Annotated in this window: 29 protein-coding genes; 13 read left to right on the forward strand and 16 right to left on the reverse strand. The window is 67.4% G+C overall.

The window, feature by feature from the left end; genetic code table 11:
- Positions 1–8: 8 nt before the first annotated feature.
- Genes IB258_RS06195 through IB258_RS06205 form a run of 3 tightly spaced genes read right to left on the reverse strand, consistent with a single transcriptional unit; the run spans position 9 to position 2,000 of the window.
- Positions 9–809, reverse strand: a complete 801-nt coding sequence (locus IB258_RS06195; RefSeq protein WP_054452460.1) for a DUF4198 domain-containing protein — start codon at positions 807–809, stop codon at positions 9–11.
- 20 nt (positions 810–829) lie between these two features.
- Positions 830–1,345 carry a DUF2271 domain-containing protein gene (locus IB258_RS06200; protein WP_054452457.1) on the reverse strand — a complete coding sequence of 172 codons (516 nt, stop codon included), beginning with the start codon at positions 1,343–1,345 and terminating at the stop codon, positions 830–832.
- A gap of 28 nt (positions 1,346–1,373) precedes the next feature.
- Positions 1,374–2,000, reverse strand: coding sequence for a PepSY-associated TM helix domain-containing protein (locus tag IB258_RS06205; protein ID WP_054452454.1), 627 nt, complete (start codon positions 1,998–2,000; stop codon positions 1,374–1,376).
- A 187-nt stretch (positions 2,001–2,187) separates the two neighbouring features.
- On the opposite strand from IB258_RS06205, the gene IB258_RS06210 reads away from it, so the two are divergent.
- Both IB258_RS06210 and crcB read left to right on the forward strand, forming a co-directional pair.
- On the forward strand, positions 2,188–2,742 hold the full coding sequence (locus IB258_RS06210; RefSeq protein WP_054452451.1) for an HdeD family acid-resistance protein: 555 nt from the start codon (positions 2,188–2,190) through the stop codon (positions 2,740–2,742).
- A gap of 6 nt (positions 2,743–2,748) precedes the next feature.
- Positions 2,749–3,141 (forward strand): fluoride efflux transporter CrcB, encoded by a 393-nt coding sequence (gene crcB / locus IB258_RS06215; RefSeq protein ID WP_054452448.1) that lies wholly within the window; start codon positions 2,749–2,751, stop codon positions 3,139–3,141.
- 16 nt (positions 3,142–3,157) lie between these two features.
- On the opposite strand, the gene hpnE is transcribed toward crcB, so the two are convergent.
- Genes hpnE through hpnC form a run of 3 tightly spaced genes read right to left on the reverse strand, consistent with a single transcriptional unit; the run spans position 3,158 to position 6,172 of the window.
- Entirely contained in the window at positions 3,158–4,480 is a 1,323-nt protein-coding gene (hpnE, locus tag IB258_RS06220) for a hydroxysqualene dehydroxylase HpnE (protein ID WP_192328601.1), read from the reverse strand.
- Entirely contained in the window at positions 4,477–5,340 is an 864-nt protein-coding gene (gene hpnD, locus IB258_RS06225; RefSeq protein ID WP_054452444.1) for a presqualene diphosphate synthase HpnD, read from the reverse strand. Before hpnD ends, hpnE begins: the two co-directional genes overlap by 4 nt.
- Before the next feature lies 1 nt (position 5,341).
- Positions 5,342–6,172, reverse strand: a complete 831-nt coding sequence (gene hpnC, locus IB258_RS06230) for a squalene synthase HpnC (protein ID WP_054452442.1) — start codon at positions 6,170–6,172, stop codon at positions 5,342–5,344.
- 129 nt (positions 6,173–6,301) lie between these two features.
- On the opposite strand from hpnC, the gene alr reads away from it, so the two are divergent.
- Positions 6,302–7,429, forward strand: a complete 1,128-nt coding sequence (alr, locus tag IB258_RS06235) for an alanine racemase (protein WP_054452440.1) — start codon at positions 6,302–6,304, stop codon at positions 7,427–7,429.
- Between the two features lie 154 nt (positions 7,430–7,583).
- The gene (locus IB258_RS06240; protein ID WP_042794220.1) at positions 7,584–8,303 is read left to right on the forward strand and encodes an SDR family oxidoreductase; all 720 of its coding nucleotides are present in this window, start codon (positions 7,584–7,586) and stop codon (positions 8,301–8,303) included.
- Positions 8,304–8,320: 17 nt separating this feature from the next.
- Here the strand turns inward: IB258_RS06240 and IB258_RS06245 are convergent, their stop codons facing one another.
- A complete protein-coding gene (locus IB258_RS06245; protein WP_054452438.1) occupies positions 8,321–9,178 on the reverse strand; it encodes a LysR substrate-binding domain-containing protein in 858 nt (285 codons plus the stop codon).
- Positions 9,179–9,259: 81 nt separating this feature from the next.
- On the opposite strand from IB258_RS06245, the gene IB258_RS06250 reads away from it, so the two are divergent.
- Positions 9,260–9,640 carry a tautomerase family protein gene (locus tag IB258_RS06250; RefSeq protein ID WP_054452436.1) on the forward strand — a complete coding sequence of 127 codons (381 nt, stop codon included), beginning with the start codon at positions 9,260–9,262 and terminating at the stop codon, positions 9,638–9,640.
- A 21-nt stretch (positions 9,641–9,661) separates the two neighbouring features.
- On the opposite strand, the gene IB258_RS06255 is transcribed toward IB258_RS06250, so the two are convergent.
- A complete protein-coding gene (locus IB258_RS06255) occupies positions 9,662–10,615 on the reverse strand; it encodes a LysR substrate-binding domain-containing protein (RefSeq protein ID WP_054452434.1) in 954 nt (317 codons plus the stop codon).
- Between the two features lie 110 nt (positions 10,616–10,725).
- On the opposite strand from IB258_RS06255, the gene IB258_RS06260 reads away from it, so the two are divergent.
- The 3 genes from IB258_RS06260 to IB258_RS06270 all read left to right on the forward strand — a co-directional run bounded on the left by IB258_RS06260 (position 10,726) and on the right by IB258_RS06270 (position 13,456).
- Positions 10,726–11,619, forward strand: a complete 894-nt coding sequence (locus tag IB258_RS06260; RefSeq protein WP_013394808.1) for an MBL fold metallo-hydrolase — start codon at positions 10,726–10,728, stop codon at positions 11,617–11,619.
- A 72-nt stretch (positions 11,620–11,691) separates the two neighbouring features.
- The gene (locus IB258_RS06265; RefSeq protein ID WP_192352304.1) at positions 11,692–12,669 is read left to right on the forward strand and encodes a tripartite tricarboxylate transporter substrate binding protein; all 978 of its coding nucleotides are present in this window, start codon (positions 11,692–11,694) and stop codon (positions 12,667–12,669) included.
- 10 nt (positions 12,670–12,679) lie between these two features.
- A complete protein-coding gene (locus tag IB258_RS06270; RefSeq protein WP_192352305.1) occupies positions 12,680–13,456 on the forward strand; it encodes an alpha/beta fold hydrolase in 777 nt (258 codons plus the stop codon).
- Here IB258_RS06270 and hpaI read toward each other — a convergent pair.
- From hpaI to IB258_RS06290, 4 genes are read right to left on the reverse strand one after another with little or no spacing between them, the layout of a single operon-like run.
- Positions 13,450–14,250: a 4-hydroxy-2-oxoheptanedioate aldolase gene (gene hpaI, locus IB258_RS06275; protein WP_054452428.1), complete on the reverse strand. Its 801-nt coding sequence runs from the start codon at positions 14,248–14,250 to the stop codon at positions 13,450–13,452. The genes IB258_RS06270 and hpaI overlap by 7 nt on opposite strands.
- A 14-nt stretch (positions 14,251–14,264) precedes the next feature.
- Positions 14,265–15,068: a 2-oxo-hept-4-ene-1,7-dioate hydratase gene (hpaH, locus tag IB258_RS06280; RefSeq protein WP_119449295.1), complete on the reverse strand. Its 804-nt coding sequence runs from the start codon at positions 15,066–15,068 to the stop codon at positions 14,265–14,267.
- A gap of 33 nt (positions 15,069–15,101) precedes the next feature.
- Complete coding sequence (locus tag IB258_RS06285; protein WP_054452424.1) at positions 15,102–15,851, reverse strand: fumarylacetoacetate hydrolase family protein; 750 nt, start codon at positions 15,849–15,851, stop codon at positions 15,102–15,104.
- A gap of 15 nt (positions 15,852–15,866) precedes the next feature.
- On the reverse strand, positions 15,867–16,907 hold the full coding sequence (locus IB258_RS06290) for a fumarylacetoacetate hydrolase family protein (RefSeq protein ID WP_192352306.1): 1,041 nt from the start codon (positions 16,905–16,907) through the stop codon (positions 15,867–15,869).
- Between the two features lie 201 nt (positions 16,908–17,108).
- Between IB258_RS06290 and hpaE the strand changes: the two genes are divergently transcribed.
- On the forward strand, positions 17,109–18,575 hold the full coding sequence (gene hpaE / locus IB258_RS06295; RefSeq protein ID WP_175163550.1) for a 5-carboxymethyl-2-hydroxymuconate semialdehyde dehydrogenase: 1,467 nt from the start codon (positions 17,109–17,111) through the stop codon (positions 18,573–18,575).
- A 37-nt stretch (positions 18,576–18,612) separates the two neighbouring features.
- Positions 18,613–19,464, forward strand: coding sequence for a 3,4-dihydroxyphenylacetate 2,3-dioxygenase (gene hpaD / locus IB258_RS06300; protein WP_054452420.1), 852 nt, complete (start codon positions 18,613–18,615; stop codon positions 19,462–19,464).
- Here hpaD and hpaR read toward each other — a convergent pair whose 3' ends face one another.
- Positions 19,465–19,929 (reverse strand): homoprotocatechuate degradation operon regulator HpaR, encoded by a 465-nt coding sequence (gene hpaR / locus IB258_RS06305; RefSeq protein WP_054452418.1) that lies wholly within the window; start codon positions 19,927–19,929, stop codon positions 19,465–19,467.
- A 98-nt stretch (positions 19,930–20,027) separates the two neighbouring features.
- Entirely contained in the window at positions 20,028–20,663 is a 636-nt protein-coding gene (locus tag IB258_RS06310) for a hypothetical protein (protein WP_192352307.1), read from the reverse strand.
- 413 nt (positions 20,664–21,076) lie between these two features.
- Between IB258_RS06310 and radA the strand changes: the two genes are divergently transcribed.
- The 3 genes from radA to IB258_RS06325 all read left to right on the forward strand — a co-directional run bounded on the left by radA (position 21,077) and on the right by IB258_RS06325 (position 23,703).
- Positions 21,077–22,438 (forward strand): DNA repair protein RadA, encoded by a 1,362-nt coding sequence (radA, locus tag IB258_RS06315; RefSeq protein ID WP_059379903.1) that lies wholly within the window; start codon positions 21,077–21,079, stop codon positions 22,436–22,438.
- 83 nt (positions 22,439–22,521) lie between these two features.
- Positions 22,522–23,301, forward strand: a complete 780-nt coding sequence (locus IB258_RS06320) for a sulfite exporter TauE/SafE family protein (RefSeq protein ID WP_054453641.1) — start codon at positions 22,522–22,524, stop codon at positions 23,299–23,301.
- A 162-nt stretch (positions 23,302–23,463) separates the two neighbouring features.
- Positions 23,464–23,703, forward strand: a complete 240-nt coding sequence (locus IB258_RS06325) for a hypothetical protein (RefSeq protein WP_054452411.1) — start codon at positions 23,464–23,466, stop codon at positions 23,701–23,703.
- Positions 23,704–23,846: 143 nt separating this feature from the next.
- On the opposite strand, the gene IB258_RS06330 is transcribed toward IB258_RS06325, so the two are convergent.
- Both IB258_RS06330 and IB258_RS06335 read right to left on the reverse strand, forming a co-directional pair.
- Entirely contained in the window at positions 23,847–24,803 is a 957-nt protein-coding gene (locus tag IB258_RS06330; RefSeq protein WP_054452409.1) for a 2-hydroxyacid dehydrogenase, read from the reverse strand.
- A gap of 103 nt (positions 24,804–24,906) precedes the next feature.
- Entirely contained in the window at positions 24,907–25,893 is a 987-nt protein-coding gene (locus IB258_RS06335) for a tripartite tricarboxylate transporter substrate binding protein (RefSeq protein WP_054452407.1), read from the reverse strand.
- Positions 25,894–25,899 lie beyond the last annotated feature (6 nt).

Consider the following 25,899-nt stretch of genomic DNA (forward strand, 5'->3'; position numbering starts at 1 on the left):
GCGGCGGCTTAGGGCTGCAGCACTTCGACCGTGCCCGCGTAGGACAGGCGGCGCTTCTTGGCTTGCGGCACGCTGACCTTGGCGTCTTCCATGCCGGCCTCGATCCAGTACAGGCCGGGCTGCGGCCACTTCACGGAGAACTTGCCGTCCTTGTCCGTCTTCAGCTGGATTTCGCCGACCTTGTCGCGATAGCGGCTGCCGCCGGGTACCACGTTGACTTCCAGTTCGGCGGCGGGCTTGCCGTCCAGCAGCATCTGGAAGGTGGCGGGCTCGTCGGTGAACAGGTCGTTCGGGTGGGTCACGGGCGCCAGTTCCAGGCCGCGGCCGACCGGCTTGACGGCCGAAGGCTTGCCGGCGGTCACGAAGGTTTCGACGCGGCCCAGGCTTTGCGAGACTTCCAGTTCATCGGCCTTGGCCGGCACGGCCTGCGCCAGGCCTTCGGGCTTGCCGAAGTAGCGCTTGTTCTTGCCGTCTTCCTTCCAGCGCGCGAACACGCCGTCGTTGACCACGGCCACGCGGTAGGTGCCGGCCTGCTTCAGTTGCAGGTCGAAGGTGCTGCGCAGCTTGCCCTTGTTGATGTTCTCGGCTTCGGCGGCGCTGCCGTCCGGGGCCGTCACGGCCAGGCCGTCCAGGCGCAGCGGGGCGTGGTTGAAATAGAACTTGTCGTTGCCGACGGCGGCGTCGACGGTGACCCAGCTGTCGGTGCCCGACAGCACCGTCGAGGACGGCACCATCCAGACGTCATGCGCCTGGGAGGCGAAGGGCAGGCACAGCGCCAGGGCGGCGGCCAGTTTGGCGGCGGATTTCATCGTTGCGCTCCTAGGGGATCTCAAGGTTTCAGGTCGAGCGCGATGGCGCCCAGTTCGTGTTCGCCGCGCGCGGTCAATTGCTCGGCTTTTTGCGGCGGCCATTGGAAGGGAATGCGCAGCAGCTCGCGGCCGCCGACTTCGCGTGCGGCTTCGACCACCACGGCGTACTGGCCGGGCTTCAGGCCCGACAGCGGCTTGCTGGCCGCGTCAAAGCTCAGCGCATGCTTGCCCACGGGCTTGGTCGCGCCGCTGACGCCGTCCACCGGGAACTGCTGGTTGCGGCCGCTGCGGCGCCACCATTGGCGCATGTCCTTGAGCCATTCCGTGCCTTCGTTGTTCTTCTTGGCCACGTCGTACCAGACGGCCAGGTCGCTCGCGACGCTCTGATCCGGGTTTTCGATCCAGATCGCGACGTAGGGGCGGTGGTACTCCGCCACGTCCAGGCGCGGGATCTCGATGGACAGGCCGATGTCGGCCGCTTGGGCCGTTCGGGCGATCAGGCCGGCCAGCAGGGCCGACAGCAACAGCTTGCGCATGGAAATCTCCAGGGGCGGATCGTTGGAATCAATGTATGAAAAGTAGGGCCAGCACCACCGGGATCACCACGCCCAGGCCGACCATGGGCCAGGTCGCGCTGCGGTTGCCGGCGTGCATCTTGAGCAGCACCAGTCCGGTCAGCGAAAAGACCAGACAGGCGACGGCGAAGATGTCCAGGAACCAGCTCCAGGCCAGGCCGGTGTTGCGCCCCTTGTGCAGGTCGTTCAGGTACGAGATCCAGCCGCGGTCGGTGCGTTCGTATTCCACGTCGCCGCTGGCCAGGTCGATGGACAGCCAGGCGTCGCCGCCAGCGCGCGGCAGCGACAGGTAGACCTCGTCGGCCGACCACTCGGCCGGTTTGCCGGCGGCGGAGGCATCCAGCGTCTGGTCCAGCCATTGCGCGACGGGCGCGGGCAGCGGCGCCTTTTTTTGGGCTGGCGGGGGGGACAGTTGCTGCAGCACGGCGTCCGGCATGCGGGCCTCGCGGCTGGTCACGACCGCCCGGGACTCGATATGCGAGGCATTGTTCAGGGTCAGGCCCGTCACCGCGAACAACAGCATGCCCAGCAGGCACAGCGCCGAGCTGATCCAATGCCATTGGTGCAGCGTCTTGAGCCAATAGGCCCGGCGGCGGGGAGTGGGTTGACTGTCCATGGGGTATAGGGTGAAAGCCCGCGGATTCTAACATTTAATGAGAATGACTCTTATAAATGCCTCCGTGGTCCGCCCAAGGAAATTTCAATTGGTTTCGGGGCAAGCGTCGGCAGAAAAGGGCGCGTCGTGGCGCCTGCCTGCCAGCGGCGATAAGATAGGCCACCCGTTACAAACACCGGAGGTCGTCATGCTTGAACAGCAAGTCGTGGATCAGATCGGTCGTCATTGGGGTTGGGTGGCGTTGCGCGGCGTCGTCGCCATCCTGTTCGGGCTCATGGCCTTGCTCATGCCTGCCATCACCTTGTCCGCGCTGGTGCTGGTGTGGGGCGCTTTCGCGCTGGTGGACGGCGTGCTGGCCCTGGTCGCCGGCGTGCGCATCCGCGACAACGGCAAACCTTTGTGGGCGCTCATCATCGTGGGCCTGCTGGGGATCGCGGCCGGCATCGTCACCTTCCTCTATCCAGGCCTGACCGCGCTCGTCCTGCTCTACATCATTGCGATCTGGGCGCTGGTGTCCGGCATATTCCAGGTTGTCGCCGCCATCCGTTTCCGCAAGGACATCCGCAACGAGTGGTTGCTCGGCCTCTCGGGCCTGGTGTCCATCCTGTTCGGCGGCATGCTGATCATGCAGCCGGGCGCGGGCGCGCTGGCGCTGGTCTGGGTCATCGGCGCCTACGCCGTGTTTTTCGGCATACTGCTGCTGGTCTTTTCCTTCCGCCTCAAACAGCACAAGGCGTCCTGAAATCCGATGTCCGCATACCAAACCCTGATTCCCCTGAATTTCCTGGCCGTGGGCCTGGGCGCCATGTTCGGCGCCTGGACCCGCTGGCTGGTCAGCATGTGGCTCAACGTGGAGTCCTGGCCCTGGGGCACCTTCGCGGTGAACCTGGCCGGCGGGTACCTGGTCGGATTGGTCCTGGCGCTGGTGGCCGGGCATCCCGAATGGCCGGCCTGGGTGCGGTTGGGCGCGATCACGGGTTTCATGGGAGGCTTGACCACGTTCTCGACCTTTTCGGCCGAGACGGTGGCGATGCTGGAGCGCGGCGCCTACGCCAGCGCGCTGGGCTATGCCGGGTTCAGCCTGATCGGGTCGCTGCTGCTGACGGCGGCCGGGCTGGCCACTGCCAGCCTGCTGCGCTAAGGCCTGCGGGCGGCGTTCAGGCTGCTGCCGGATTCAGCACGCGGGCGGCCTGCAGGCCGCTGCGCACCGCGCCTTCGAGCACCCCAGGGTAGCCCGTGTCGGTCCAGTCGCCGGCCAGCGCCAGCGTGGGCCAGGGCGTGGAATTCAATGGCCGGGTCAGGCCCGGCACCGCCGCGAAGGTGGCGCGTTTCTCGATGAACAGTTCCGCGGCCGTCACTTCCGGCATGGCCGGCAGGCGCGCGGGATGGCGCGCCGCCTGTTCGGCCACCTGGTCGATCAGCGCTTCGATGACCTGCCGGCGGTTGCGTTCCGCGATGCCGGTGGCCGCGCTGGTCACCACGGCCAGTTCGCCGGCCTTGGTGTCGCCGGCCAGCTGCGCGCGGTCGAACAGCCATTGGCCGTAGTGGTCGCGGGCGGATTCCTCGCGCAGCATCATCATGGGTTCGGGCAGGCGCCAGGGATCCTGCAGCCGCAGGTTCAGCGTGGCGATGGGCATGTACTCGAATGCCTTGAGCGCATCCAGCAGCCCGGTGGCGCCCGCTTCCCGCAGCGGGGCGTCGAGCAGCCGCGCGGCAAAGGCGGGCGGCACCGCCAGCACGGCCGCGTCGAACCGTTCCTGGTTGATGTCGATGCCTTCAGCGGACGGGCGGAGCTGGCGCACGGTGCTGCCGTAGCGCATGGTCACCTGGCGCGCGGCGGCGTCGGGCCAGAGCGCGGACAGGTCGGTGCAGGGCAGCAGCATGTCGCTGTTTTCGCGGCTGCCGGTCAGGCTGTCGCGCAGCACGCGCGCGAACAGCGCGGCGCTGGCCGTGGCGGTTGGCGTGTTCAGCGCGGCCAGGCATAGCGGTTCCCAGACCTGGCGGATCAGTGCATCCGATTGCGCGTGGTAGTGCAGCAGGTGCAGGACGGTCCATTCGCGCGGCGGCGTCCAGGCCATGGTCTTCAGGCCGCGCATCAGGCGCAGCGTCGCCAGGCGGTCCTTCCAGGCCAGGCCGCGCGCGCGCAGGATCGCCGCCGCCATGTGCAATGGGGCCGGCAGCCGCGGCGCGGCCAGGCGGAAGCGGCCGTCCAGGCTGGCCAGCTGCAGCGGCCGGCGCATCAGCAAGGCGTCCGGGTTGCGGCCGACGCGGCGCATCAGCGCCAGCGTGTGCTTGTAGGCGCCCGACAGCAGGTGCTGGCCGTTGTCCAGCGGCGCGTCGAAATCGGTGTGGAAGACGCGCCGGGCGCGGCCGCCCGGCGTATGGCCGGCTTCGAAGACGGTGACTTTGGCGCCGGCTTCGCGCAGGGCGACGCTGGCTGCCAGGCCAGCCCAGCCAGCGCCGATGACCGCGGCCTTCACCGCGCCAACCGGCGGACCAGTCCGCGTCCGCCGCCCACCCAGGTCTTCCAGGCGAGCCACAGCTTGCGCAAAGGGGTGAGCGAGATGCGCTGATGCAGCACCTGCCAGTTGTCGCGCTCGATCTCGTCGAGCAGCGCGTGGTAGATGGCCGCCATCATCAGGCCCGGGCGCTGCGCGCGGCGGTCCGCCTCGGGCAGGTTGCTCATGGCCTCGCGGTACAGTCCGCGGGCGCGCTCGGCCTGGAACTTCATCAGCGCGCTGAAGCGGTCGGAGTACTCGCCGTTCAGGATGTCCGAGGCCTTGACCTCGAATTGCTGCATGTCGTTGACCGGCAGGTAGATGCGGCCGCGCCGGGCGTCGTCGCCCACGTCGCGGATGATGTTGGTCATCTGGAACGCCAGGCCCAGCTTTTCCGCGTAGACCAGGGTCTTGGGGTCGGAGTAGCCGAAGACGCCGGCCGACAGTTCGCCCACTACGCCGGCGGCGTGCCAGCAGTATTTGCGCAGGCCCGGCCAGTCCAGGTAACGGGTCTGGTCCAGGTCCATTTCCATGCCGTCGATGACGGCCAGCAGGCGTTCGCGCGTGATCGAACAGCTTTGCAGGTGCGGCTGCAGCGCGCGCGTCACCGGGTGGTCCGGATTGCCGTTGTACATCTGGTCGACCTGCGTGCGCCACCAGGCCAGCTTGACGCGGGCCAGCGACGGGTCGGTGCATTCGTCGACCACGTCGTCCACTTCGCGGCAATACGCATACAGCGCCGTGATGGCGCGCCGCCGCTCGGGCGGCAGGAAGAGGAACGAGTAGTAGAAGCTGGAACCGCTCTTGGCGGCTTTCTCCTGGCAATATTCGTCAGGGGTCATATCAGGTAATTGCGCGCCACAACATGATGGCCCAATCTTTGGCGCCCAATTCGGGGCGATTCATGAATACATCGTAGCCGCCCGCCTCGATACGCTCCAGCACGCGCAGCCCGCCTTGCACCACCAGACGCAGCTCCAGGCCCATGCGGCCCGGCAGGCGGCGCGCCAGCGGAGCGCCGAAGTGTAGCAGTGCGCGGGCGCGTTCGACTTCGAAGGCCATCAGGTCGCGCCAGGCGGGCGTCAACCGGCAGGCGGCCAGGTCCTCGTCCGTCACGCCGTGGCGGCGCAGGTCTTCCTGTGGCAGGTAGACGCGCTGCTTGTGCCAGTCCACCCGTACATCCTGCCAGAAATTCACCAGCTGCAGGCCGGTGCAGATGGCGTCGGCCTCGGTCACGTTATGCGGATTGGTGGCTTCGAACAGGTGCAGCATCAGCCTGCCCACAGGGTTGGCGGAGCGGGTGCAGTAGTCCGCCAGCGTGGCGTAGTCTTCGTAGCGCTTGACGCTGATGTCCTGTTCGAAGGCGGACAAAAGGTCGTAGAACGGCGTGATGGGCAACTGGTGGCGCGCGATGGTGGCCGCGAGCGGCACGAAGATGCCGGCCAGTTCGGGCGAGCCGGGTTCGGGCGTGGCGCCTGGTTCGGCGCCGATGCGGTGCAGCTCGGCGCGGAACGCGGCCAGCTGGCTCAGCCGTTCCGCGTCGGTGGCGCTGCCTTCGTCGGCGATATCGTCCGCTGCGCGGGCGAAACGGTAGATATCGGTCACGGCGCCGCGCAGCCTGCGCGGCAGCAGCAGCGAGGCGACGGGAAAGTTCTCGTAGTGATCGATGGGCATATTTGGAATTGCGGATCTGGCCTGGAGGCCTGGACCGATCCATTTTAGAGTAGTCGCATTCCGGCGGCACGGCGCCATGCCGTGCGGGACGCGGATCAGTTAGACTTAAGCGCCACAGGATCCCACACCATGCCGCGTCCCATATCCGCCACCGTCTCCGTTTCCGCGCTTGCGCACAATCTTGCGGCCGTGCGCCGCCACCTGGACCAGACGGCCGCCGCGGCTTCCGGCCTGCCGCCCTCCATCTGGGCAGTGATCAAGGCCAATGCCTATGGACACGGCATCGAGCAGGCCGTGGCCGGCTTCTCCAAGGCCCAAGGCCTGGCGATGCTGGACCTGGACGAAGCGGTGCGCTGCCGCGAGGCGGGCTGGGGCGGCCCCATCCTGCTGCTGGAAGGCTTTTTCGAACCCTCCGACCTGGACATCGTCGACCGCTACCACCTGAGCACCACGGTGCACAACCGCGAGCAACTGGACATGCTGGCCCGCGCGCGCTTCTCGCGCCGCGTCGACATCATGCTCAAACTGAACAGCGGCATGAACCGCCTGGGCTTCAGCCCCGCCGCCTACGCCGCGGCGCATGAGCGCGCCATGCTGCTGCAACAGCAGGGCGTGCTGGGCTCGGTGGGCAAGATGACCCATTTCGCCTGCGCCGACGGCCCCCAGGGCGTGAACGAGCAACTGGCGGTATTCAATTCGGTGACGCATAAGATGCCGGGCGCCATCAGCGTCTGCAATTCGGCTGCCACGCTGCGCTTCGCGGAGATCGCGGTTGCCTCGGAAACCCAGGCGCACTGGGTGCGCCCGGGCATCTGCCTGTACGGCGCGTCGCCGTTCGCGGACGCCGAAGCATCTTCCTTCGGTCTGAAACCGGCCATGTCGCTGCGATCGGAAATCATTGCCGTGCAGGATTTGAAAGCCGGTGATTCGGTGGGCTATGGCGCCATCTTCCGCGCCGACCGCTCCATGCGCATCGGCATCGTGGCCTGCGGCTATGCCGACGGCTATCCGCGTCACGCCACCACCGGCACGCCGGTGGTGGTGGCCGGCATCCGCACCCAATTGGTGGGCCGTGTTTCCATGGACATGCTGATCGTCGATCTGGGGCCCGTCCCCGCCGCCGGCGTCGGCTCCCCCGTGTCGCTCTGGGGCGAGGAAGGCCCCTCCGTGGACGAGGTGGCCCTGGCCGCCGGGACCATCGGCTACGAGCTGCTGTGCGCCCTGGCGCCGCGCGTTCCGGTCACCCGGGACGTCTGAAAAGGGCCGGTCCCTTGCGGCCGGGCAGGCTGTCCGGCAGGCAAGAATTGCTACGCAATTTACAAGACAGGTGGCGCCGGATGGTGTCTACTTGGAAGACCGGGCGCCCAAGCGCCCGTTTTTTACCAAGAAAACAGAAGCGAGGTTTCAACCCATGAAGGACAAATGCGTGCTCGTCACGGGCGCCACCAAAGGCATAGGCTGGGCGCTTACTCAGCGGCTGTCCGACATGGGCTGTCATGTGGTGGGCATCGCGCGCAACACCACCGACGTGGACTTCCCGGGCTACCTCTATGCCTGTGACCTGGCGGACGCCGGCCGCACCGAAGAGGTGCTGCGCGAGATCCGCGAGAAATTCCCGGTCGACGCCGTGGTCAACAACGTCGGTATCGTCTCGCCCCAGCCGCTGGGCGAGATCGATCTGGCCACGCTGTACAACGTGCTCGACCTGAACGTGCGGGTGGCGGTGCAAGTCACCCAGGCCTTCATCGAATCCATGAAGGTGCGCCGCGCAGGGCGCATCGTCAACGTGGTCAGCCGCGCCATCCACGGCGGCCTGGAGCGCACCGCCTATTCGGCCGCCAAGAGCGCGCTGGTCGGCTGCACGCGCACCTGGGCGCTGGAACTGGCCGAATACGGCGTCACCGCCAACGCGGTGGCCCCCGGCCCGATCGAAACCGAGATGTTCCGCGCCACGCGGCCTGCCGGCAGCGACGCCGAAAAGCGCGCGCTGGCCTCCGTGCCCATGAAGCGTTTGGGCACGCCCGCCGAAGTGGCGGCCGCGATTGCCTTCCTGCTGTCGGACGATGCCGGCTTCATCACCGGGCAGGTGCTGGGCGTGGATGGCGGCGGCAGCCTGGGCGGCCGTTCCTGACGTTTTCAGGCTTGTTTTCAGCCTTTCACTGCGCTGCGGAACGCCGCGCCCAGGGCCGTCAGCGCATCGCGCGCGCGGCCATCCCTGACCCTGGTGTGCAGTAAGACCGGCAGTTGCGGCAGGGCAGGCAGTCCCATCCTCGGGCCCGCGTCGACCGCGCCGAAGGGCAGCATGCGCGGAGACAGCGCCGCAACGCCGAGTCCCGCCATCACGGCGGACGCGACCGCCATTACGCCGCCGCCCACAAAAACTTCCGTCCACGGTATGCCCGATTCGTCGAGCAGTTGTTCGGCGATGGCGCGCACGCCGCAAGGTTGCGCCATGGTGGCCAGGGGCAGCGGTTCGCCTGCCCGGTGCTGCCAGTCGGGCGCCGCGTACCAACCGAATTTTTCCTTGGTCAGGACCTGGCCGTCGTCGCGTCCCGCATGCAGGCGCACGATCACCGTATCGAGTTCGCGCCGGTCGTAGCTCTGGAGCAAATCGCCGGATGAGGCAATCCGGATTTCGATCAGCAACTGGGGATCCGCCGCGTTCATGCGCGCGATCAGCGCCGGCAGTTCCGGTCCCGCCACGTGTTCGCTGATGCCGACGGCAAGGCGCTGCCTGTCCTCGGCAGCCGCGGACAGTGCACGGTCATGCGCCGCCAGCAGTTCGCGCGCCTGTCCAAGAAAGGCGGCGCCCCTGGCCGAAAGCTCCACATACCGCGGCGTGCGTTCGATCAGGCGGAAACCGAGCCGGTCCTCGAGCCGCTTGAGTTTCAGGCTGATGGCGGCCTGCGTCGTCTGCAGGACTTCGGCGGCGCGCGTGAAACTGCCCAGTTCGGCAATGCGGACAAAGGCCCTGACCGCGGCGATATCCAGTGGGCGTTCAGTCATTTCAGATGCTTATCATTGAAATATAGAGCCATAGCTTATCAGAATGGCTAACATGGAACGGCACAACAACGGAGAACCACCATGCCGCTAGTCCATGTCTCATTGCGCGCTGGCAAGCCGCAAGCCTATCGCCAGGCCATCTTCGACAACATCTATCTGGCCATGCGCGAAACGTTCAATGTTCCCGAAGACGACCAATTCATGACCATGACCGAGCATGAGGCGTCGAACTTCCGCTATAGCCCGACCTACATGGACGTGGCGCGCAGCGACGACCTCGTCTACATCCAGATCACGGCGAACAACACGCGCAGCCTGGAACAGAAGAAGGCGCTGTTCCAGCGGATCGCGCAGCGCCTGGGCGAAGATCCCGGCCTGCGGCCCGAGGACGTGTTCGTGAACCTGGTGGAGGTGGCGAAAGAGAACTGGTCTTTCGGTTACGGTCTCGCGCAATACGCCTGAGACCGGGAGGCGGCTGCGGCGCTACGCGCCCAGCGCGCCAGCTTCCACCCGCAGCGCGTCCAGAAAGCGCTGCAGCGCCGGCGCCGCTTCAACCTGCGCGCGCTGCACCACGCCTACCGGCGGCAGGTTCCAGTCGGGGCGGAATCTCAGGATGGCCAGCACGCCCAGCGCGGCATAGTGCTGCGCCACCGCGCGCGGCATGGCCGAAAGCAGGTCGCTGCTGCGCAACAGCACCTCGTTGGCCAGCAGCGATACCGATTCGGCCATGGGCGCGCGCAGCGTCAGTCCCTGTTCGGCGAAGTAGGAGTCGATGCGCTGGCGCAGTGGCGCCTGGGGCGGCGGCAGGATCCAGTCCTGCCGCGCCAGCGCAGCGGCGGTGATGCGGGTGGACTTGGCCAGCGGATGGCCGACGCGCGCCACCACGCAGATGGGCTCTTCGTACAGGACCTCGGTACGGAACACGGGCTGTGTCGCGTCCAGCATCAGGCGGCCCAGTACGCAATCGAGTTCGCCGCGCGCCAGGCCGGCCAGCAGCGCGTCGTGCGCGCCTTCCTGCAGCATGACGGTGACGCCGGCATGGTCGGCGCGCAGGCGCTGCAGGGCGCGCGGCACCAGCACGGGCAGGGCCACCTGCTGCACGCCGACGCGGATGCGGCCGCTGGCGCCGGCGGCCAACGCGGCGATCTCGTTGCGCGCGCCGGACAGGTCGGACCAGAGCACATCCGCCTTGCGCGCCAGCGCATGGCCGAAGCCCGTGGGCACGATGCCGCGGCGCGTGCGCTGGAACAGCGGCACGCCGAACATGTCTTCCAGTTCCAGCAGCTGCTTGCTGGCCGCGGGCTGCGTCATGCCGAGCTCGGCCGCGGCCTTGTGCACGCTGCCCAGGGCATAGAGGGCGCGCAGCAGGTCCAGGTGGCGCATGCGCAGGCGTCCGCCAATGTGGTGCAGTTCGGGAATGCGGGGCGTGGCAGGCATTTTTTGCAATTCCTGTTGGTTATCACAGCATTCTAATAATTGATTAGATTGTATGCACCCCATCCCTATACTGGATCGCAGTTCAACCGACCTGTGCAAAAGGGGAAAACATGAAGATCACGATGCTGGGAACCGGAGCCGCGCTGCCCGATCCCGACCGGGGCCAGTCCGCCATCCTGCTGACCCTGGATGACGATACCCACTACCTGTTTGACTGCGGCGAGGGCGCCACGCGCCAGATGGTGCGCGCCAACGTCGATCCGGCCAAGGTCGGCTTCGTGTTCCTGACGCACCTGCACCACGACCACATCTGCGACTATCCCTACTTCGTCATCTCCAGCTGGATGCTGAACAAGACCGGCGCGCCGCTGGTGCTGGGGCCGAAGGGCACCCGCCATTTCGTCGACCACCTGTTCGAGAACGGCGCCTACCACACCGACTACCAGGCGCGCAGCGCCTATCCGGTACGCCAGGCCAATCTGGAAGCCATGCGGCCCGAGGTGCGGGAAGTCAGCCCCGGGCCGGTGTTCGACGACGGCAGGGTGCGCATTTCGGTCGATTGGGTGGAGCACATTCCGCGCGACGTCTGCGAATGCTTCGGCGTGCGGGTGGAGGCCGAAGGCAAGGTCATCGCGTTCAGCGGCGACACCGCGCCCTGTGAAGCCATGGTGCGCCTGGCGCAGGACGCAGACCTGTTGATCCATGAATGCACCTTTCCCGAATCATTCATCGCGCACCGCGCCAAGACCGGCGTGGGCACCTATGCGCACACCAGCCCCACGGACCTTGGCATCATCGCCAGCCGCGCCGGCGTCAAGAGCCTGGTGGCGACGCACTTCGGCCATTTCGATTCGACCAGTCCGGTGATCAAGCGCGCTGCGGCCAAGCATCTGCCGGTGGAACTGATGGGACCGCACTTGATGGACGAGATCGTGGCCGACATCCGCAAGAACTATTCGGGCCCGCTGCGGCTGGCCCATGACCTGATGCGCATCGACTTGTAGCATCCGCGAGGAAAACCTGCCGGCCGCCGGGCCGGCGCGCGCGGGCACGGCCCGCCGGCCAGGGAGAACACCATGACGTACCGGACTTGCGCCGTATCCGTTTTGCTTGCCTGGGGCCTGGCGGCATCGCCGCTGGCCGCCCGGGCGCAGTATCCCGATCATCCCATCCGCGTCGTCCTGCCGTACGCGCCGGGCGCGGCGGGCGACGTGGCCATGCGCCAGATCCAGCCCCTGCTGGAAAAGCGTCTGGGCCAGCCTCTCGTCGTCGATTACAAGACGGGCGCCGGCGGCAACATCGGCGCGCTGGAGGTGGCGCGCGCCAAGCCCGACGGCTACACGCTGGTGCTGGGCGCGACCAACAACTTCGTCATCAACCAGTTTCTGTACCGCAAGCTGGGCTTCGATCCGCTGGCCGACCTGGAGCCGGTGGGCAAGCTGGCGGACGTGCCGGCCTTCGTCTACGTCAGCGCGCAAGTGCCGGCGCAGGACTACGCGCAGTTCGCGCAGTATGCGCGCGCGCAGGCCGGCAAGCTGAACTACGGATCGCCGGGCATGGGCACTACGCCGCATCTTTCCGGCTACCGCCTGTCGCATGCCATGGGTGCGGGCATGACGCACATCGCCTACCGCGGTTCCTCGCCGGGGGTGCAGGCCTTGCTGGCCAACGAGATCCAGATGTACATCGGCGGCTACAGCATCGCCGCGGCCTACATGCCGCAGGGCAAGGTGCGGGCCTTGGCGGTGGCGGCTCCCGAGCGCTTTGCCGGCCTGCCCGACGTGCCTACCGCGGCCGAGGCTGGCATGCCGGACGTGGTGCAGGGCAACTGGTGGGGCTTTGCCGCGCCCAAGGGCACGCCGCCCGAGCGCGTGGCGCGCTTTGCCGACGTCCTGCACGAGGTGCTGGCCTTGCCGGAGGTGCGCCAGGCGTTCCTGGCGGGCGGCTTCGTACCGGGACAGGACACGCCCGCGTCGTTCGCCTCGGCCTGGCGCAGCGAAGCGCCGCAATGGCAGGCGGTGGTGCGCGAATCCGGCGTGGTGCTGGACAACTGAGGAGCGGGACATGAAGTACACGCGCCGCGGTTCAGGCCGCCCGCTGTTCCTGCTGCATGGTTTCTGTTCATCGTCTGCGATCTGGAGCGGCCTGTTGGGCGCGCTGGCCGATGAGCATGACGTGATCGCCGTGGATTGGCCGGGCTTCGGGCGCGGCGCGCAAGCGGCTCCCTTGCAGGGTTTGCCGGCCTACGCGGACGCGCTCGTCGCGCTGGCGGATGAACTGGGCATCGCCAGCTTCGACGTATTGGGGCATTCGTTCAGCGGCTTCGTTGCGCAGCAGCTGCTGTGCGCGGTTCCGGGGCGCGTCGGCCGTGCCGTGCTGTACGGCGCGGGCTTGAGGGTAGATGGCGCCGCGCGCTTTGAGCCCATGGACCAGACCTTGGCGCGCCTGCGCGCGGACGGCCCGCGGGCCACCGCCAGGCGCGTGCTGGGCGCCTGGTTCCGGCAGGGGGAGCAGGCGCCGGCCTACGCGGGCTGCCTGGAAGACGGCATGTCCATGAGCGCGGCCGGCGCGGCCTCGATGATCGCGGCGGTTGCGGGCGTGGACTACACGCAGGCGCTGGCGGCGGTGCGCGCGCCGGTGCTGGTCATATCGGGCGAGCTTGAACGCAGCCATCCGCTGCCCTCGGCGCTGGCCTTGCGCGCCGCCTTGACCCACGGCAGCCTGTGCGTGCTGCCGGACTGCGGGCATGCCGCGCACCTGGAGCGCCCGCTATTGTTCAATACCGCCGTGCGCGAGTTCCTGGCGGGCCGGGACGGTGCGCCCCGGCCTGCGGGTCAGTAGGGACCCTTGGCCGCCACGGGGGCGGCCGCGTTCTTGAATTGGCCCGCCAGCTGTTCGGCCGCGCGCGCCAGCAGGGTTGCGTCCACGCCCACGGCGACGAAGGTCGCGCCCAGCGACAGATAGTGCTTGGCGCGGTCCACGCCGCTATGCAGGATGCCGGCGGCCTTGCCGCTGCGCACGATGCGCAGGATGGCGTCGTCGATCGCCTTGACCACTTCCGGATGCTCCGGCTGGCCCAGGTAGCCCATGCTGGCCGAGAGGTCGGCCGGGCCGATGAAGGCGCCGTCCACGCCGTCCACCGCGAGGATCTCTTCCAGCGCGTCCACGCCGCGCGGCGTTTCGATCTGCACCAGCACGCACATCTCGTCATTGGCGCGGCGCAGGTAGTCGGGGATGCGGTTCCAGCGCGACGAACGGGCCAGCGCGCTGCCCACGCCGCGCACGCCTTGCGGCGGATAGCGCACCGCGGCCACGGCGGCCGCGGCTTCTTCCGCGGATTGCACCATGGGCACCAGCAGCGTCTGCGCGCCGGTGTCCAGGATCTGCTTGATCTGCACCGCGTCGTTCCAGGCCGGCCGCACCACCGGAGCGACCGGATAGGCGGCCATGGATTGCAGCTGTTGCAGCGTGGTCTGCAAGGTGTTGGGCGCGTGCTCGCCGTCGATCAGCAGCCAGTCGAAGCCCGCGCCGGCGATGATTTCGGTGGAGTAGGCGCTGGCCAGGCCCGCCCACAGGCCGATCTGGGGCTTGCCGCTGCGCAGGGCCTGCTTGAAGGTGTTGGTCAATATGTCCATGGATGGTGGCGTGGTCAGATGAAATGGCAGTTGACGGAACCCAGCACGCCGTAATCGACGTTGAAGGTATCGCCAGGGCGGGCCAGCACCGGCCGGGTGAAGGAGCCCGACAGGATGATCTCTCCCGCTTCCAGCGCCACGTCGTGGGCGGCCAGCTTGTTCGCCAGCCATACTACGCCATTGGCGGGATGGTTCAAGACGCCCGCGGCCACGCCGGTTTCCTCGATCACGGCGTTGCGCGACAGGATGGCGCCGATCCAGCGCAGGTCCAGCTCGCCGATCTTCACCGGCCGTCCGCCCATCACCACGCCGGCGTTGGCGGCGTTGTCGGCGATGGTGTCGAACACCTTGCGCGGGCGCTTGCTGTCCGGATCGATGCTGTGCGAGCGCGCGTCGATGATTTCCAGCGCCGGGATCACGTAGTCGACCGCGTCATAGACCTGGAACAGCGTGACGTCGGGGCCTTGCAGGCGCTTGCCCAGCACGAAGGCGAGTTCGACTTCCAGCCGCGGCAGGATGAAGCGGCCCGCGGGTATGTCCGCGCCGTCATTGAAGAACATGTCGTCCAGCAGCATGCCGAAGTCGGGTTCGTCGATCTGCGAGGCCTGTTGCATGGCGCGCGAGGTCAGGCCGATCTTGTGGCCGCGCTTGATGCGGCCTTCGGCCAGCTTGATGTCCATCCAGGCGCGCTGGATGGCATAGGCGTCGGCAATGGTGATGTCGGGGTACTCGAGCGAAATCTGGCGGATCTGCTGGCGGGTGCGTTCGGCTTCGTGCAGGCGCGCGGCGATGGCGCGCACGGTATCTTTATCTAGCATCGGAGTTCCAGGTGTCATGGAGTTGGTGTGGAATCAATTGGGGAAGGGGACGAGCGTGTTGACCAGCCGTCCCACGCCTTCGATCTCGGTCACGACTTCGTCGCCGGGCTGCACGTTGACGATGCCGTCGGGCGTGCCGGTCAGGATCAGGTCGCCGGGCGAGAGCGTCATGAAGCTGCTGAAGTACTCGATCAGCGCGGGCACGTCGAACACCATGTCGCGGGTATTGCCGCGCTGCGTCTCCACGCCGTTGACGGTGGTGCGCAGGTTGAGGTTCATGGGGTCGGGCACGTCGTCGCGGTCCACCAGCCAGGGGCCTAGCGGTGTGCAGGTGTCGCGGCTTTTCACGCGCAGATTGGGGCGGTACCAGTTTTCCAGGTAGTCGCGCAGCGCATAGTCGTTGGCCACGGTGTAGCCGGCCACGCAGTCATAGGCCTGGGCGCGGCTGACCTTGCTGGCGGTCTTGCCTATCACCACCGCCAGTTCGCATTCGTAGTGCATGAAGGCGACGTCGGCGGGGCGCAAGGTCTGGGCGCGGTGCCCGACAAAGGTGTTGGCGGCCTTGAGGAAGCCCAGCGGCTCGTCCGGGGCCTTGAACGCCAGTTCCTTGGCGTGGTCGGCATAGTTGATGGCCAGCGTGAAGGTGGTGCGCGGCTCGAAGGGCGGCAGCCATTGCACCGCGTCTTCGGCATACACGCGTCCGTCGGCCAGGCGGACCTGGCCGGGGCCGGCTTCGGTGGCGGCATGGATGACGCCGTCCAGGGAAATACGGGCATGTTTCATGGCGGGCTCCTGGGCTTATCGGGCGGCGGCCAGCGCATTGCCCAGCGTGCCAACCCGGGAAATGCTGATCTCGTAGCGCTGTCCGGCGCGCGCGCGGGGCGCGCCGTGAGGCGTGCCGGCCAGCAGGATGTCGCCCGCTTCCAGCGTCATGAACTGGGTCACGTCGGCGATCAGCCGCGCTACGGGACGGATCAGGTCGGCGGTGCTGGCGCGCTGCGCCACCTGGCCGTCGATGCGCACTTCGATGTCCAGGGCATCCACGTCGCCGACCGCGGCCACGGGGGCGAGATCCTGGCCGATGGGGCAGAAGCCGTCGCGGCATTTCTGCTTGAGCGCGGGGCGGAAGTAGCTGGCGTGCGGCACGGACAGGTCCGCCACCACGCGGTACCCCGCCACATAGTCCAGCGCCTCGGCTTCGCTCACGCGGGTCGCACGGCGGGCGAACACCACGCCCAGGCAGGCGCCCACTTCGACCTCGTCCACGTCGGCGGGCAGGGCGATCACGTCGCCATTGCGGGCATAGGTATTGGCCGGCTTGATGTAAAGCACGGGCGCCTTGGGCGCGGCCTTGTAGGGGGGCGCGTCCACGGCCTCGCCCAGCGCGGCCAGCGCCTGGCGCGTGTTCAGCGCCGCGCCCACCACGGTCCGCGGCCACGGCGTCGCGGCCGCGGCTGCGCGCGCGGCCAGGTGTTCGCGGTAGTTGTTGAGCTTGTAGTTCAGCACCGGGTCGGCTTCCTCGATCTGCATCGAGATGCCGAGCGGGCGCGCCGCCATCTGCGGCGCGAGCGCGGCGGTCAGCGCCTGGAACACCCGCTCGCCCAGAGCGGCTTTCTGTTCTGCATTGCGGCCGTGGCCGATGCGCAGCACCACGTGGACGAAGGCGTTGTCGGGATGGCCGTCGACGATCAGGCAGTCATCCACGCGCAGCGCGCGGGTGCGCGCGCCGGCCAGCGGGAACAGGCTGCCGTCGCCCACGGCGGCGTCCTGCACGGTCCGCATCAGCGCCTGCGTATCCAGGGCCAGATTGCCGGAGTATTCGATCCAGATATGGGGCATGGCCTTGCTCCGCATGATGTAATTATCATGTTAACTAGTTTAATGAAAAACTGCGATGGCAACAATCGGCCATAGGGTTGCCAGGGCCTGTTCCGCCTGGGGGTTTCCCGACGTTGACAGCGCGTTCCGGCAAGCATAATGTTAACTTGTTAATTAAATTTGCGCCGGACGGTCCGGCGCGGACAGGACGAGGAGCCGCGCGTGAGCATCAAGCACTGGATCAACGGCAAGCAGGTCGACAGCCGCGACCGCTTCATCACCAGCAACCCGGCCACGGGCGAACCCATCGCCGAGGTGGCCGCAGGCGGGCAGGCCGAGATCGACGCGGCCGTCGCGGCAGCCGCCGAGGCCTTCCCCAAATGGGCCAACACGCCTGCCAAGGAACGCGCCCGCCTGATGCGCAGGCTGGGCGAACTGATAGACCAGAACGTGCCGCAGCTGGCCGAACTGGAAACCCGCGACACCGGGCTGCCGATCTCGCAGACCCGCAAGCAGCTGATCCCGCGCGCCTCGGAGAATTTCAATTTCTTCGCCGAGGTCTGCACGCGCATGAACGGCCACACCTATCCGGTGGACGACCAGATGCTGAACTACACGCTGTACCAGCCGGTGGGCGTGTGCGCGCTGGTGTCGCCCTGGAACGTGCCGTTCATGACCGCCACCTGGAAGACGGCGCCTTGCCTGGCGCTGGGCAATACGGCGGTACTGAAGATGTCCGAGCTTTCGCCGCTGACGGCGGACCAGCTCGGGATGCTGGCGCTGGAGGCCGGCATTCCGGCCGGCGTGCTGAACGTGGTGCAGGGCTACGGCGCCACCGCTGGCGATGCGCTGGTGCGGCATCCCGGCGTGCGCGCAATCTCGTTCACCGGCGGCACCGTGACCGGCAAGAAGATCCTGGCCAGCGCTGGCGGCGTCAAGAAGTATTCGATGGAACTGGGCGGCAAGTCGCCCGTGCTGATCTTCGACGACGCGGACGTGGAGCGCGCGCTGGACGCGGCGCTCTTCACCATCTTTTCGCTCAACGGCGAACGTTGCACCGCGGGTTCGCGCATCTTCATCCAGCAATCCATCTACGACGATTTCGTGCGCAGGTTTGCCGAACGCGCGCAGCGCCTGGCCGTGGGCGACCCCACCGATGACAATACCCACGTGGGCGCGATGATCACGCGCCAGCACTGGGAAAAGGTCACGGGCTACATCCGCCTGGCCGAGCAGGAAGGCGCGCGCATACTCGCGGGCGGCGCGGACCGGCCCGCAGGCTTGCCGGCCCACCTGGCGGGCGGCAACTTCGTCAGCCCTACGGTGCTGGCGGATGTCGACAACCGCATGCGTTGCGCGCAGGAAGAGATCTTCGGACCGGTCGCCTGCCTGCTGCCATTCAAGGACGAGGCCGAGGGCCTGGCGCTGGCCAATGACGTGAAGTACGGTCTCGCGTCCTACATCTGGACCCGCGACATTGGGCGGGCGCACCGACTGGCCCGCGGCATCGAGGCGGGCATGGTATTCATCAACAGCCAGAATGTGCGCGACCTGCGCCAGCCCTTCGGCGGCACCAAGGAATCGGGCACGGGACGCGAAGGCGGCGAATACAGTTACGAGGTCTTTGCCGAGATCAAGAACGTGTGCGTGTCCATGGGCAGCCACCACATCCCCAGATGGGGCGTCTGAATCCGGCCCCGACCACAAGAACGAGGAGACTAGCATCATGGGCAAGCTCGCGCTGGCGGCCAAGGTAACGCATGTGCCGTCCATGTATCTTTCGGAACTGCCTGGCAAGCACCAGGGTTGCAGGGAGGCGGCGATCCAGGGACATCGCATCATCGGCCAGCGTTGCCGCGACCTGGATGTGGACAGCATTGTGGTGCTGGACGTGCACTGGCTGGTCAACGGCGGCTATCACGTGAACTGCAACAGCGGCTTCAAGGGCCGCTACACCAGCAACGAGCTGCCGCATTTCATCAAGGACATGGATTACGCCTACCGCGGCAATCCGCAACTGGGGCGCCGCATCGCTGAATGCGCCAACGCCGCGGGCGTGGGCACGCGTTCGCATGAAATCGACAGCCTGGAACTGGAGTACGGCACACTGGTGCCGATGCGCTACATGAATGGCGACGGGCGCTTCAACGTGGTGTCGGTAGCCGCCTGGTGCGCCTGGCACTCGCTGGACGAAAGCCGCCGCTTCGGCGCGGCGTTGCGCCAGGCCATCGAGGCCAGCGACAGCCGCGTGGCGGTGCTGGCCAGCGGTTCGCTGTCGCATCGCTTCAACGACAACGGCAGCCCCGAGGCCGCCATGCACCAGATCAGCCGCGAGTTCTTCCGGCAGGTGGACTTGCGGGTGGTGGAGTTGTGGCGCCAGGGCGACTGGAAGGCCTTCTGCGCCATGCTGCCCGAATACGCGGACCTGTGCGTGGGCGAGGGCGGCATGCACGATACCGCGATGCTGCTGGGCCTGTTGGGCTGGGACGGCTACGACCAGCCGGTGGAGATCGTGACGGATTACTTCGCCAGTTCCGGCACGGGGCAGATCAACGCGATCTTCCCGGTGCCGGCCTGATCATTCTTCTTCGGAGGCGCGCGCGTCGGCGGGCTCGCGCTTGATCAGTTCGACCATGGTGTCGACGTCGCGATACAGGCGGTCCAGCAATTCCTTGCCGATCCGGGCCTCGATTTCCTGGTACTTCGCGTCCACTTGCGGACGCATGCGGTCGATCAGCTTGTTGCTCTTGGGCGTCAGCGAAATTTCCTGGCGCCGCTGATCGGCGCTGGAGCGCGTGCGCTTGATCAGGCCCTGTTCCTGCATGCCCGCCAGCATGCGCGTGAGGCTGGGGCTGAGAATCTGGCAGGTGCGGGCGATCTGGTTGGGTTCCATGGAGCCCACTTCGCTCAGCGTGCGCAGCACCCGCCATTGTTGTTCGGTGACGCCCGCGGCGTGCAGGATGGGGCGGAAGTGCGCCATCAGCGTTTCACGCGCGTAGAGCAGCAGATGGGGGAGATTGCGGTGGTGGAAGCTCGGACTCATGGCGGCTATGTTAGCAAGAAGCCGGGCCGCGCCGCAGCGAAATCGGACGCGCGCGCCCATCGGTCCGCGCCGGGCGCGGCGCCGATGGGTGGCGGTGATCAGGCGGGGTTCTGCTGGGCCAGTTCCTGCAGGTCGTCGGGCAGGGTCAGGTCGGGGGCGGCCTGCTGCAATTCGCGCAGCGCCTGTACTGCCTCTTCCTGCTGTTCCTCGCGCACCAGCGCCCGGATGTGGGTCACGCGGGCTTCGATGTCTTGATCGCTGAGGGCGGGCGTTTCCGGCGCGGCGGGCTCGGCGGCTGGTTGTTCCGCGGGCGAGGTTTCCTGAGCGGCGGGGGAGGCTTCCTGGGCAGGAGCGGCTTGCGGCGCCGTTTCTTGCGGCGGCGCGGCCACGCGTTCGGTGACGGGCGCGGACTGTTCGGCGGGCGCTTGCGCAGGCGTGGACAGCAGCGCGGGCGCGCGTTCCGAGCTTGTCCCTATTTCGTGGGGGGTGATGACAGGCGTGTTCTGCTCGGGAAAGTCCTGGGCTTCGCGCATCTCGGTCCAGGCGAACAGGCCGAAGACCATGGCCGCGCAAGCGGCAGCGCCCCAGGCGGGGTGCCAGCTATGGCCGGGATGCCAACGGCGGCGCACTGCCGCGTCCAATTCGGGATTGGCGCCGGGACCGTGCCTGCGATACAAGGCGCGCAGATCCCGTTCATCGTCTTCGTCGAAAGGGGGGCGGTAGGTAATGCTCATGCGCGTACTCCTCGCACATGCGCCTGGTGGCAAGGCGCATCCGCGTCTGACCTCTGCGCACGCCGCGCCGGTGGTCCGGCGGTCTCGTCGTAGCTCGGGTCCTGTTCCGGTTTAGGCGGCTTCCTGGAAAGCCGCGGGTGATTGCGCCGCGATTCCCGCCGCCGCGCCCCGAGGGCGTCTGGCTGCAGGTATGCCGCCCTGGGCCGGGCGGTTCGTCAATGCGCTGCACCTGATGATTATGCGCGATTTGGAGAAATCCGCCAGAGAATTTCTTGAGTTTGCATCATGTAACTTCAGCACGTCCCTGTTTTTGAAAGCAGAATGACAGATACCGCCCCATCATGGGGCGTGCAAGGACGAAAGCGCGCGTGTGCGCGCGCATGCCGCCCTGGCTTGCCGGTACACTTTCGCGCATGGCCAAATCCCGAACCGTATATGTGTGCTCCGATTGCGGCGGCACCACCCCCAAGTGGCAGGGCAAATGCCCGCATTGCAACGCCTGGAACACGCTGGAAGAAACCGTGGAATCGTCGGCGCCGGCCGCCGCCTCCCACCGTTATGCGCCGCTGGCGGCCGCCAGCCCCGTGCGCAGCCTGTCTGAAATCGAGGCCCGCGAAACGCCGCGCCAGCCTACCGGGCTGGAAGAATTCGACCGTGTGCTGGGCGGCGGCCTGGTGGCCGGCGCCGTGGTGCTGATCGGCGGCGACCCGGGCATAGGCAAGTCCACCTTGCTGCTGCAGGCGCTGGCCTCGCTGTCCGAAGTCACCAACGTGCTGTACGTGACGGGCGAGGAATCCGCCGAGCAGGTGGCGCTGCGCGCGCGCCGGCTGGGCCTGCAGACGGGCAACGTCAACCTCCTGGCCGAGATCCGGCTGGAGTCGATCCAGGCGGCGGTGTCGGAGCAGAAGCCCACTGTGGCGGTGATCGACTCGATCCAGACCCTGTACAGCGGCGAACTGACCGCGGCGCCGGGGTCGGTGTCGCAGGTGCGCGAATGCGCGGCGCAGCTCACGCGCCTGGCCAAGCAGACGGGCATCGCCATCGTCATGATCGGCCACGTGACCAAGGACGGCGCGCTGGCCGGGCCGCGGGTGCTGGAGCACATCGTGGACACCGTGCTGTATTTCGAGGGCGACACGCATTCCTCGTTCCGCCTGGTGCGCGCCTTCAAGAACCGCTTCGGCGCGGTCAATGAACTGGGTGTCTTCGCCATGACGGACCGCGGGCTGCGCGGCGTGGCCAACCCTTCCGCGCTGTTTCTGTCGCAGCATGAACAGCAGGTCGCGGGATCCTGCGTGATGGCCACGCAGGAAGGCACGCGCCCGCTGCTGGTGGAGATCCAGGCGCTGGTGGATAGTTCGCACGCGCCCAACCCGCGCCGGCTCACGGTTGGCCTGGAGGGCAACCGCCTGGCGATGCTGCTGGCGGTGCTGCACCGGCACGCCGGCGTGTCCACCTTTGACCAGGACGTGTTCGTCAACGCGGTGGGCGGCGTGCGCATCACGGAACCTGCGGCCGACCTGCCGGTGCTGCTGGCCATCATGTCCTCGCTGCGCGACAAGCCGCTGCCGCGCGGCCTGATCGCTTTCGGCGAGGTCGGCCTGGCGGGCGAGATCCGGCCCGCGCCGCGCGGACAGGAACGCTTGCGCGAAGCGGCCAAGCTGGGCTTTTCGATTGCGCTGATCCCCAAGGCCAACGCGCCGCGCCAGCCCATCGAAGGACTGGAGATCTGGGCGGTGGACCGGCTGGACGCCGCGCTGGACAAGCTGCGCTGACGCCGAGAGCGGCGGCCTGCGGCGGTTTCATATCGACATTCTGATTGCCCGGCCTGCACTGGCCGGGCCTGCTGGAGCAAGAAGTGAGTCTGTTAGTTATCGCCGCGTGCCTGGCTGCGGGCGGCCTGATCGGTTTCATGGGCGGCGTGCTGGGCATCGGGGGCGGCCTGATCGCGATTCCCGCGCTGGTGCTGTTGATGGGCATGTCGCAGCAGTTGGCGCAGGGCACGGCGCTCATCATGGTCCTGCCCACCATCATGATGGCGGTGCGCAAGTACAACCAGCAGACCCGCATCGACAAGCGCGTGGCGTTGGCGGGAGCGGCCGGGGCCGTGGTGTTCACCTGGGTCGGCGCGCAACTGGCGCTGGGCATAGATTCCGGCATCCTGCGCCGCAGCTTCGCCGTGTTCCTGTTCTTCATTGCGCTGTTCTATGTGTGGCAGACCTGGCGCGCCTCGCGTCCCGTTGCGGCGCGCAAGCCGGCGGCCAAGGGCGATGCGCCGGTCTTCACGCCGCGCCGCGCCAGCGTGCTGGGCATTTTGTGCGGCACGCTGGGCGGCTTCTTCGGCGTGGGCGGCGCGGTGCTGGCCGTGCCCATCATCACGTCCGTGTTCAGGTTGCCGCAGACCACGGCGCAGGCGCTGGCGCTGAGCATGGTGATTCCGGGATCTTTCATCGCGTTGATCACCTACTCCTGGGCGGGGCAGGCCGATTGGCTGGTCGGCGCGCCGCTGGCGATAGGCAGCCTGCTGTTCGTGCCGGTGGGCGTGAAGCTTGCGTACCGTCTGCCTGAACGCAAGCTGAGAGCCTGCTTCGCATTGATGCTATTCGCCACCGTGGCGCTGCTGGCGTTCGAGAGCTGAACCGTCCGCGCCATATTTCGAAGCGTTAGCGACCGAAATTTTCTGGTTCCGCGCTGAACCTTCTGGATGGGGCCGGTTCAAACGGGAACGGGTAAAGCGGCGATGTTGCCGCCCCGTGTCGAAAAAAGGACTTCGGTCCTTTTACATTCAGGAGTTCATGAAATGACGACTCACTCCCGTATTGCTGCGTTCCTATCCACCTCGGCCCTGTGCCTCGGTCTGGCTGCCGCGCCTTCGGCGTTTGCAGCGGGCGCCGATGCCACGTCCAAGACGGGTGAAACCAAGACCCAGGCGCAGCACAAGCATCACAAGTCCGACAAGACCTCCGCCAAACCGGCGGCGGCCAAATCGGGCGGGGCCGCGAAGACGGATCATTCCGGCGCAGCGGCGCCAGCGAAGTAAGCACTGAGGGCCTGAGCGCCCGGTAGTTCCTTTGCGCAAACGACTTCCGATTCCCGCGGGGGCCGGAAAGTCGAAAGCCTCTCGGTATGGGCGCCGAGAGGCTTTTTCATTTGGCGCGCCGCGGCTGCGGCGCAGGGCGGGCCTTACTCCGCAGGAGTGATCACGCGGCCGGTCTCGAAGAACGCCTGCAGGTTTTCCAGCATCAGGTTCTCCATGGCCACGCGGGTTTCCAGCGTGGCGCTGCCGATGTGCGGCAGCAGCACTGCGCGATCGGTCTTGAGCAACGCTTCGGGCACCTTGGGCTCATGCTCGAACACGTCGAGCGCGGCGCAGCCCAGCTTGCCGGCTTCCAGCGCGGCGACCAGCGCGGTCTCGTCGATGACGGGGCCGCGCGCGATGTTGACGATGATGCCCGTGGGGCCCAGCGCTTCCAGCACTTCGCGGTTGACCAGATGGCGCGTGCTGGGACCGCCGACGGTGGCCACGATGAGGAAGTCGGCCCACTTGGCCAGGTCGGTGAGCGAGGCTTCGTAGCCGTATTCCACGTCATCGCGCTTGCGGCGGTTGTGGTAGCGCACGTCCATGTCGAAGCCCATGCCGCGGCGGGCGATGGCCTCGCCGATGCGGCCCAGGCCGACGATGCCCAGCTTCTTGCCGCTGACGCGCTGGCCCAGCGGGATGCCGCCATGCACCTGGCCCCACTGGCCCGCGCGCACGAAGCGTTCGCCCTGGCCCATGTGGCGCGCTCCCGCGATCAGGAGGCCCCAGGCCAGATCGGCGACGCAGTCGGTCAGCACGTCGGGGGTATTGCTGACCTGCACGCCGCGCTGCTTGGCGGCCTGGACGTCGATGGTCTCGTAGCCCACGCCCCAGCTGCAGATGGCCTTCAGGTCGGGCAGGGCGTTGATGAGTTCGGCGTTGGCGCCGTAGGTGGCGGACGTGACGACGGCGGTGACGCCCTTGCCATGCTCGGCCAGCGCCGCCTTGCGGTCCGGGTACTTCCATAGTTCGACGACGTCGTAGCGGTCCGCGAGCGTCTTGTTGGCGTAGGGGGAACCGGCCAGCGAGCCGACCTGGATGATGCGATGCTTGGTGGTCATGTTGTCGTACAGGTGGGTGGCAAAACGTTGATGCTACTTGATCCGGCCTTGATGCAGGCTGACAGGATGCCCGCCAGGGGCATCCCGGGTCCCGGTCGCGACCTTACTCGAGCTGGATGTTGGCTTTCTGGATGACGTCCTTCCAGCGCTTGACCTCGGCCTGCTGGAATGCCGTGAACTGCTGCGGCGTGTTGGCCACGACCTCGAAGCCCAGGCCTTGCAGGGTCTTCTCGGTCTGGGGATCGCGCAGCGCGGTCTGCAAGGCCTTGGACAGTTGCTGGACGATGGGCGCGGGCGTGCCCTTGGGCACGGCAAAGCCTTGCCAGGAGTACACCACCATGTCCTTGATGCCGGCCTCGGCCAGCGTGGGCACGTCCGGCAGGTCGGCGGCGCGGGCGTCGCCCGTGATGGCCAGCGCCTTGAGCTTGCCGGCCTTGATGTGGGTCTGGACCGCGCCCAGGTTCTGGAATGACACGTTGACCTGCCCGCCGATCAGGTCGGCGATGGCCGCGCCGCCGCCGCGGTAGGGGACGTCCACGCCCGTGCTCTGGGTGCGCTGGCGGAACAGCACGGCGGACAGGTGGTCCGACGAACCCGTGCCCGACGAGGCATAGGACACCTTGCCCGGATTCTTCTTCGCGTATTCGACCAGCTCGGCGACGGTGCTGGCCGGAAACGTCGGCGCTGCCACCAGCACGTTGGGATTGCGCACCGCCTGCGTCAGGTATTCGAAGTCCTTGCTGGGGTTGTACGACAGGTTCTTGTAGAGCGCCTCGTTGATGGCGAAGGTGCCGATGGAGCCGACCATCATGGTGTACCCGTCAGGCGTGGAGCGGGCCAGCGCCTGCGCGCCGATGGCGCTGTTGGCGCCGGGCTTGTTTTCGACCACGAAGGTCTGCCCCAGGATTTTCGTCAGCCCCGGCGTGACCGAGCGCGCGGTAATGTCGGAAGAACCGCCCGGCACGAAAGGCACGATCATCGTCACGGGTTTGTCGGGATAGCCGGCGGCCTGCGCCGCGGGCATCCCGGGCAGCACGGCGCCTGCGGCGACGGCGGCTGCGACGGCCGCGGCGCTCATCAGTTTGTTCATGGTGTC

It is taken from the genome of Achromobacter sp. ACM02, from assembly GCF_014851605.1.
GTDB lineage: Bacteria > Pseudomonadota > Gammaproteobacteria > Burkholderiales > Burkholderiaceae_B > Achromobacter > Achromobacter aegrifaciens.

Bases quoted from the DNA above. Each gene is read 5' to 3' on its own strand.
- IB258_RS06330 (WP_054452409.1), bottom strand. From the start codon at position 24,803: ATGACCACCAAGCATCGCATCATCCAGGTCGGCTCGCTGGCCGGTTCC.
- IB258_RS06325 (WP_054452411.1), top strand. From the start codon at position 23,464: ATGACGACTCACTCCCGTATTGCTGCGTTCCTATCCACCTCGGCCCTG.
- IB258_RS06335 (WP_054452407.1), bottom strand. From the start codon at position 25,893: ATGAACAAACTGATGAGCGCCGCGGCCGTCGCAGCCGCCGTCGCCGCA.
- IB258_RS06240 (WP_042794220.1), top strand. From the start codon at position 7,584: ATGAAGGACAAATGCGTGCTCGTCACGGGCGCCACCAAAGGCATAGGC.
- hpnC (WP_054452442.1), bottom strand. From the start codon at position 6,172: ATGCCCATCGATCACTACGAGAACTTTCCCGTCGCCTCGCTGCTGCTG.
- IB258_RS06245 (WP_054452438.1), bottom strand. From the start codon at position 9,178: ATGACTGAACGCCCACTGGATATCGCCGCGGTCAGGGCCTTTGTCCGC.
- IB258_RS06310 (WP_192352307.1), bottom strand. From the start codon at position 20,663: ATGAGCATTACCTACCGCCCCCCTTTCGACGAAGACGATGAACGGGAT.
- IB258_RS06255 (WP_054452434.1), bottom strand. From the start codon at position 10,615: ATGCCTGCCACGCCCCGCATTCCCGAACTGCACCACATTGGCGGACGC.
- IB258_RS06195 (WP_054452460.1), bottom strand. From the start codon at position 809: ATGAAATCCGCCGCCAAACTGGCCGCCGCCCTGGCGCTGTGCCTGCCC.
- IB258_RS06270 (WP_192352305.1), top strand. From the start codon at position 12,680: ATGAAGTACACGCGCCGCGGTTCAGGCCGCCCGCTGTTCCTGCTGCAT.
- hpaD (WP_054452420.1), top strand. From the start codon at position 18,613: ATGGGCAAGCTCGCGCTGGCGGCCAAGGTAACGCATGTGCCGTCCATG.
- hpaR (WP_054452418.1), bottom strand. From the start codon at position 19,929: ATGAGTCCGAGCTTCCACCACCGCAATCTCCCCCATCTGCTGCTCTAC.
- hpaI (WP_054452428.1), bottom strand. From the start codon at position 14,250: ATGGACATATTGACCAACACCTTCAAGCAGGCCCTGCGCAGCGGCAAG.
- crcB (WP_054452448.1), top strand. From the start codon at position 2,749: ATGTCCGCATACCAAACCCTGATTCCCCTGAATTTCCTGGCCGTGGGC.
- hpnD (WP_054452444.1), bottom strand. From the start codon at position 5,340: ATGACCCCTGACGAATATTGCCAGGAGAAAGCCGCCAAGAGCGGTTCC.
- radA (WP_059379903.1), top strand. From the start codon at position 21,077: ATGGCCAAATCCCGAACCGTATATGTGTGCTCCGATTGCGGCGGCACC.
- IB258_RS06265 (WP_192352304.1), top strand. From the start codon at position 11,692: ATGACGTACCGGACTTGCGCCGTATCCGTTTTGCTTGCCTGGGGCCTG.
- IB258_RS06250 (WP_054452436.1), top strand. From the start codon at position 9,260: ATGCCGCTAGTCCATGTCTCATTGCGCGCTGGCAAGCCGCAAGCCTAT.
- IB258_RS06285 (WP_054452424.1), bottom strand. From the start codon at position 15,851: ATGAAACATGCCCGTATTTCCCTGGACGGCGTCATCCATGCCGCCACC.
- alr (WP_054452440.1), top strand. From the start codon at position 6,302: ATGCCGCGTCCCATATCCGCCACCGTCTCCGTTTCCGCGCTTGCGCAC.
- IB258_RS06205 (WP_054452454.1), bottom strand. From the start codon at position 2,000: ATGGACAGTCAACCCACTCCCCGCCGCCGGGCCTATTGGCTCAAGACG.
- IB258_RS06200 (WP_054452457.1), bottom strand. From the start codon at position 1,345: ATGCGCAAGCTGTTGCTGTCGGCCCTGCTGGCCGGCCTGATCGCCCGA.
- IB258_RS06290 (WP_192352306.1), bottom strand. From the start codon at position 16,907: ATGCCCCATATCTGGATCGAATACTCCGGCAATCTGGCCCTGGATACG.
- hpaH (WP_119449295.1), bottom strand. From the start codon at position 15,068: ATGCTAGATAAAGATACCGTGCGCGCCATCGCCGCGCGCCTGCACGAA.
- IB258_RS06260 (WP_013394808.1), top strand. From the start codon at position 10,726: ATGAAGATCACGATGCTGGGAACCGGAGCCGCGCTGCCCGATCCCGAC.
- IB258_RS06210 (WP_054452451.1), top strand. From the start codon at position 2,188: ATGCTTGAACAGCAAGTCGTGGATCAGATCGGTCGTCATTGGGGTTGG.